The sequence below is a fragment of the Parvibaculum sp. genome (assembly GCF_002684405.1).
Lineage (GTDB): Bacteria > Pseudomonadota > Alphaproteobacteria > Parvibaculales > Parvibaculaceae > Parvibaculum.
This window is the reverse complement of sequence record NZ_NYVD01000055.1, coordinates 1-5,950: the sequence shown is the minus strand read 5'-3', so window position 1 is coordinate 5,950 and position 5,950 is coordinate 1. Positions and strand designations below refer to the sequence as shown.

The window sequence follows — 5,950 nt, the reverse complement described above, 5'->3', positions numbered from 1 at the left end:
GGCTTCGCCTCGCTTGAGGAAGCAGCCGATACGATATCGCGCTACATGCCCGGCCGGACTCGTCCCAAAAATCTGAGCGGACTGGCGAAGAACCTTCGCCTCAGGGAAAACGGCCGCTACTACTGGCATTGGGATCCGCGTTTCGTCACCGGCACGCAAAAGCCGCAAGGCAGCCGCGAACCCGAACGCCTCCAAATGGCGGCACGTTCCCTGAAAATACCGACGCTCCTTGTCCGCGGCCGCGACAGCGACCTCGTGACGGTCGAAGCGGCGCGGCAATTCGCCGAGATCGTTCCTCATTCCGAGTTTATCGATGTCGCAAATGCGGGCCATATGGTAGCGGGCGACAAGAACGACATATTTACAAGCGCCGTTCTGGATTTTCTGACGCGAATGGCACCTGCCGCGAGCGCATCGTAGCCCCAGCCCGGACGTATTCATTCACGCCTGTACGTCTTCGACAGATGAAGACAAGCCAGACAAATTAAGATCGAGAAGAGGAAGGGAGAAAGCCGATGTCGAATCTGGTTCGTCGCAAGGACAGCGGGCGTATTTGTACGCTGACGCTCAACCGTCCGGAAACCTTGAACGCGCTCAATGTCCCGCTGTTCGAGGAATTGCGCAGGCATGTGGATGCGCTTCGTGGACAGGTTCACGAGGTGGCATGCGTCATCATCACGGGCGCGGGCAAGGCTTTTTCAGCCGGCCACGATCTGAAGGACATCCAGAAGGGCGAACGCCCGCCGGAGCCGCATTTCCAGGCGAAGACCATTCAGGCGCTGGCCGAACTGCCGCAACCGGTCGTCGCCTGCATCCGCGGGCATTGCTATACTGGCGGACTGGAGCTTGCGCTCGCGGCAGATATCATCATCGCCGCGCGCTCCGCCAGGTTCGGCGACACGCATAGCAAGTGGGGACTGAGCCCGCTCTGGGGCATGACGCAAAGACTGCCGCGTCGCGTCGGGCTGTCGAAGGCCAAGCAGATGATGTTTACCTCCGATATTTTCGCGGCGGAGGCGGCGGAGCGTATGGGGCTGGTCGACATTTGTGTCGACGATGTCGAACTGGAACAGGCGACAAATGACCTTGCTCAGCGTATCGCCGCCAATTCAACCTACAGCAATCAGGTCAACAAAAGTCTGCTGGGCGCGACCGACGGCATGACCGCCCAGGCGGGGCTGGCCTACGAACTCGCGCATAGCCCCGGTGCCTGCTACGACGCGCGCGAACGGGTCGCCTCATTCGGAAAAAAATGACGGCGGGCCACGCGCCGCGCTGCCTTCGACCTCCTTCGATCTTATGTGGCGGGTGGAAGTTTTCCACCCGCCCCCCCAGGTTCAGCCCGGGATTCTTACCGGCAAGGCCTCATAGCCCTTGATGAAGTTGGAAAAGACCCGCTTTGGTTCGCCGACCACTTCGATCGGCTTGTCGGGCCAGCGCTTCAGGATTTCTTCCCAGACAATGCGGAGTTGCATTTCCGCCAAGCGGTTGCCGACGCAGCGATGAATGCCGAAGCCGAAGGAGAGATGCTGACGCGGCCTTGCACGATCGATGATGAAACGGTTCGGCTCGTCGATGGCCTCCTCGTCCCGGTTGCCCGAGACGTACCACATGACAACCCTGTCACCCTTCTTGATCCGCTTGCCGGCCAACTCGGTATCCTGTAGCGCGGTGCGGCGCATGTGGGTGAGCGGCGTCTGCCAGCGGATGATTTCCGGTATCATGGTTTCAACGAGCGCCGGATTTTCGCGCAGCTTCCTGTACTGATCCGGGTTCTCGTGGAGCGCGAGCAAGCCGCCGGTGAGCGAATTGCGGGTCGTGTCGTTACCGCCGACGATCAGCAGAATGACATTTCCCAAATACTCCGCCGGACTCATGTTCCTGGTGGACTCACCCTGGGCCAGCATGGTGATGAGATCGCCGCCCGGTTCAGTTGCGTTCACGCGCTGATTCCACAACTCGGTAAAATAGGCGGCGCATTCGAGAAGCTCTGCCTCGCGAGCTGCCTCGCCTTCCGGTGTCTTGAAGGCTTCCTCCGAGGTTGCGACGTCGGACCAGCGGGTGAGTTTCCGGCGCTCTTCCCAAGGGAAGTCGAACAGGGTGGCGAGCATCTGCGTCGTCAGCTCAATCGACACGCGATCGACCCAGTTGAACGTCTCGTTCACCGGAAGCGAATCGAGAATCTTGCCGGCGCGCTCGCGGATCGTGCCTTCGAGTTTGGCCAAATTGGCCGGAGCGACGATCGGGCTCACCACCTTCCGCTGCGCGTCATGCTTCGGAGGGTCCATTGCGATGAACATCGGAAGCTTCAGACCCGCATTATTGTCGCGAATCGTAATTCCCCCCTGCTCGACGTCGGACGAATAGACGCCATGATTGGTCTCGACATGCATGATGTCCTTGTATTTTGTCACGGACCAGAAAGGTCCATAAGCGCTTTCCGCACAATAATGCACGGGATCCTCGCGACGCAGCCTTTCGAAATACGGCCACATCCGATTGGACCTGAAGAGCTCCGGATCGCTGACATTGAGTTTGTCGAGCGGAATGGCATATGGATCGTCCAAGGACTGGACGCGTTCGGCTACGTTCATGCTGCTCATGATCTTATCCTCGTTTGTGGACGAATATTCACCGGCGCAACCACCATTGAGCCAACCCCGACCCTCTTGGTGCGGCCAGCCATATAGGTGAGGAACTGCGCCACGTTCGGGCACATGGCCGCCCATATGGAATCGAAGCCAAGCGGCTCGGCCATGCCGGCCATCGCAATTTCATGGGCGTAGACCTCCTGGTCGGTATAACCGCCAGCGAGGTTCTGAAAGAACGTGCTCATGCCGACATGCATGGGAATCTCCTTTTTGTTCAATTCCGCTTCACGCGGTGTCGATCCCCAGCGTCTTTTTTATCGACCGGTGGAAGTATGCAAGAGCCGGCTCGTTGGCGCCGAAAGTCACAAAATCTTGTGCACCCGAGTGAAAATCACGCTGGATATTTTCCGCCAGCGGAAAATCTTCCTGCTGCACGGTCGCCATCAGCAAGTCCATGTTCTTGGCCCAGTACTTCCTGGCCTTGTCGGTCACGGCGGGTTCGGGCGTATAGAGAGAGACGTGCATTTTTGATTCATCCACGCTGTCGCCCGGATAAACCCTCCACGTCTCCAGATGATCGCCCTGCATGATGAAGACCGTATTCGGAAAGAGCACGTATACAAGCGCGGAGTGGCGGACCAGATCCCACTCGCTTTCCGGCCTCTGGCGCAACGCGTCGATCGTCTTGCGGGCGCCAATCATGCGCAGATTTCGTGCCATGCCGTCGAACGTGCCGAGGTTCGAGTGCAGGATCGGCGCGATCGTATTCTTGTGAAGTGTGCTCAGATGGTAGGTTTCGAGAAACGTGTCGATCACGAGCTTCCAGTTGAGGCGGGCCCGGAGCACGCGTGTCTCGTAGTGGCTGTAACTCGCAAGGCCGAACGCGACGAGATCGTCCGCCATCCCCGCAAGGTGGCCGTCGATGTCGATCAACCCGCCGGGCGTCGGCATGACCCAGATCATGCCGTATTTCTCCACCACCGGCAGAGGCCGCAAGCCGTTGCTCGTCTTGTCGACGCTCTCGAAGCCCTGCTCGAACGGTATCGACCTCAGCCTGCCGCTCCGGTCGTAGGTCCATGCGTGATAGGGACAACTGAACACGGTCTTGCCGCTGCCGCAGCCCGACGCAACGCGCGCGCCACGGTGGCGGCAGACATTGATGAAGGCATTGACCTGCCCCGCTTCATTCCGCACCACCAGGATCGGAACGCCCGAAAAATCGTCGGTTACATAGTCGCCGGGATTGGGCAATTCGCAGCTCAATCCGATCAGGAGTGGCTCATGCCGGAACAGCATCTCCCGTTCTCGGCCAGCCTGATCCGGACTGGTGTAGTCACTGACATGATGACGATACACGGCATCGCCCATCGCGGTCTCACCCGCGTCGAGATAGCCGAAGATCTTCCGCAACTGCTCGACCTGGGCTTCGTGTTTCATGATCGCACTTCTCCCGAACAGGTCCCTTGATTATCCGTCAGCGGAATAATGGCTCCCGGCGCTCCCGGAACGCCGCCAGACCTTCCGAAACATTTTCGCCCATCAGCGCGTCCACGACTGCGCTCCGTTCCATATCCAGACCTTCCTGAAGCGATCCGTCGAGTCCGTTTCTGCAAAGCTGTTTCATGGCGGCAAGACCGCCCGGATTCGTTTTGGCGAGGTCGGCACAATAGGCTTCCGCCATGCCGGCAAGCGCGCTGTCGTCAGCGATATGATTCACAAGCCCCCAGGCCAGCGCCTCGTCTGCCTTGAGCCAGCGGCCGCTGAACATCAGATCAAGGGCACGCCGCGAACCGACGATGCGCGCGAGACGCTGCGTGCCGCCCCAACCCGGCACGAGCCCGTAGCGGGCATGCTGGCATCCCATCTGCGCCGACTGCCCCGCAAAAACCACGTCACATGCCATCATCAATTCCAGCCCGCCCGCAAGACACAGACCGTTCACCGCGGCGACAATCGGCAGAGGCGAGACCTCAAGACGGCGCAGGACGCGATGACCGCCCGTGATAAACGCTTCCAGCCGACCCCGCTCCCTGCGAGCGTCGAGGACCTCGTCAAGATCGGCACCGGTGCAGAAGTGCTTGCCACGCGCAAGCAACAGAACGGCACGAACCTTCCTGTCTCCCTCGAACATTGCGAGAGCCTCGTCGAGACCGGCCATGACAACCGACGAGAGGCAATTGAACTTGTCAGGCCTGTTGAGCGCCACGATTCCGACGCCGTCTCGCATCTCGGTCTGGACCGGGGCTTCCGGGGCGCTCGTCATATCGCCTCCCTCACGCATAAGGCACGGCCACCCGGCCGACTTTCTCGCGCGAAATGATCATCTTCTGGATTTGCTCGGTGCCGTCGCCGATCTGAAGCCCCATCACGTCGCGCAATCTCTGCTGATGAGGCAGATCAGTGCTGTAACCGCCATGTCCGTGCGTGAGCAGGCAACGGTGGATGACCTGGAAAGCCGTCTTGGGTGCCCACCATTTGCACATCGCGGCTTCGGCGGTATGCGGCAAATCATTGTCGCGGAGCCAAAGCGTCTTGTAGCAAAGCAGACGCGCCGCCTCGAGCAGCGTCTGGGCTTCGGCCAGCGGTTCCGTGACACCCTGATATTTGGCCAGCGGATTGCCGAAGGCAACGCGCTCCGTCACATACTTCCAGGTCTCTTCCAGCGATGCGAAGGCCGGAGCCAGACATTGCAGGCCGATCAGCGCGCGGGAATAATCGAACCCCTGCATGACCTTCCGGAAACCTTCGCCCTCCGGGCCGACCATGTAGCGCGACGACACCTTAACATTGTCGAAGAATACCGAACCGCGGCCGACCGCTTTCGAACCTACATCATCGAAGCTCGAACAGGTGATACCCGGCGCGTCGAGCGGCACCAGAAAAGCCGACACACCGCCAGCGCCCGGATTGCTTTCATCCGTGCGCGCGAGCACAAGAATGTAATCAGCCTGCTCGGCCATCGAGATCGAGGTTTTCTCGCCCGACAGGACGTAGCCGTCGCCATCGGCGCGCGCTTTCGTCTGCAGATGCGCTGCGTCGGAGCCGCCTCGCGGCTCCGTCAGACCGAGCGCGACGATCGCCTCGCCCGAGCAAATCTTCGGAACGATTTCATCGGCGACTTCAGGCCTTGCATGCGCGGCGACGATCGATCCCATCAGCGAAGCCAGGAGCTGGACATAACCGACACTAATGTCGCCGCGTGATATTTCCTCGATAATAATGCCGGTCGTAACGCTATCGAGTCCCGGCGCCCCGAATTTTTCGGGCAAATCGGCGCCGACGAGGCCAAGCTCACCCATATCCCGGACGAGCTGTCGATCGATCGCTCCGGCGGCTTCGCGCACCTTGTAGGCGGGCGC

General features: G+C 60.2%; 7 protein-coding genes. 2 read left to right on the top strand and 5 right to left on the bottom strand.

The window, feature by feature from the left end:
* Together CMI59_RS04860 and CMI59_RS04855 are read left to right on the top strand one after the other, a co-directional pair.
* Positions 1–420, top strand: a 420-nt coding sequence (locus CMI59_RS04860) for an alpha/beta hydrolase (protein WP_293325503.1), incomplete at its 5' end; no start/stop codon positions are given.
* Between the two features lie 95 nt (positions 421–515).
* Positions 516–1,256, top strand: coding sequence for an enoyl-CoA hydratase/isomerase family protein (locus CMI59_RS04855; RefSeq protein WP_293325500.1), 741 nt, complete (start codon positions 516–518; stop codon positions 1,254–1,256).
* Positions 1,257–1,337: 81 nt separating this feature from the next.
* Here CMI59_RS04855 and CMI59_RS04850 read toward each other — a convergent pair whose 3' ends face one another.
* The 5 genes from CMI59_RS04850 to CMI59_RS04830 all read right to left on the bottom strand — a co-directional run.
* A complete protein-coding gene (locus CMI59_RS04850; RefSeq protein WP_293217728.1) occupies positions 1,338–2,603 on the bottom strand; it encodes a cytochrome P450 in 1,266 nt (421 codons plus the stop codon).
* Positions 2,600–2,848, bottom strand: coding sequence for an LLM class flavin-dependent oxidoreductase (locus CMI59_RS04845; RefSeq protein ID WP_293325497.1), 249 nt, complete (start codon positions 2,846–2,848; stop codon positions 2,600–2,602). The genes CMI59_RS04850 and CMI59_RS04845 overlap by 4 nt, the downstream gene beginning before the upstream one ends.
* Before the next feature lie 28 nt (positions 2,849–2,876).
* Positions 2,877–4,028: an SRPBCC family protein gene (locus CMI59_RS04840; protein WP_293325494.1), complete on the bottom strand. Its 1,152-nt coding sequence runs from the start codon at positions 4,026–4,028 to the stop codon at positions 2,877–2,879.
* 37 nt (positions 4,029–4,065) lie between these two features.
* On the bottom strand, positions 4,066–4,854 hold the full coding sequence (locus tag CMI59_RS04835; RefSeq protein ID WP_293325491.1) for an enoyl-CoA hydratase/isomerase family protein: 789 nt from the start codon (positions 4,852–4,854) through the stop codon (positions 4,066–4,068).
* A gap of 10 nt (positions 4,855–4,864) precedes the next feature.
* Positions 4,865–5,950 (bottom strand): acyl-CoA dehydrogenase family protein (locus CMI59_RS04830; protein ID WP_293325489.1); only part of this gene is annotated, 1,086 nt, incomplete at its 5' end.

Bases quoted from the DNA above. Each gene is read 5' to 3' on its own strand.
- CMI59_RS04855 (WP_293325500.1), top strand. From the start codon at position 516: ATGTCGAATCTGGTTCGTCGCAAGGACAGCGGGCGTATTTGTACGCTG.
- CMI59_RS04850 (WP_293217728.1), bottom strand. From the start codon at position 2,603: ATGAGCAGCATGAACGTAGCCGAACGCGTCCAGTCCTTGGACGATCCA.
- CMI59_RS04845 (WP_293325497.1), bottom strand. From the start codon at position 2,848: ATGCATGTCGGCATGAGCACGTTCTTTCAGAACCTCGCTGGCGGTTAT.
- CMI59_RS04840 (WP_293325494.1), bottom strand. From the start codon at position 4,028: ATGAAACACGAAGCCCAGGTCGAGCAGTTGCGGAAGATCTTCGGCTAT.
- CMI59_RS04835 (WP_293325491.1), bottom strand. From the start codon at position 4,854: ATGACGAGCGCCCCGGAAGCCCCGGTCCAGACCGAGATGCGAGACGGC.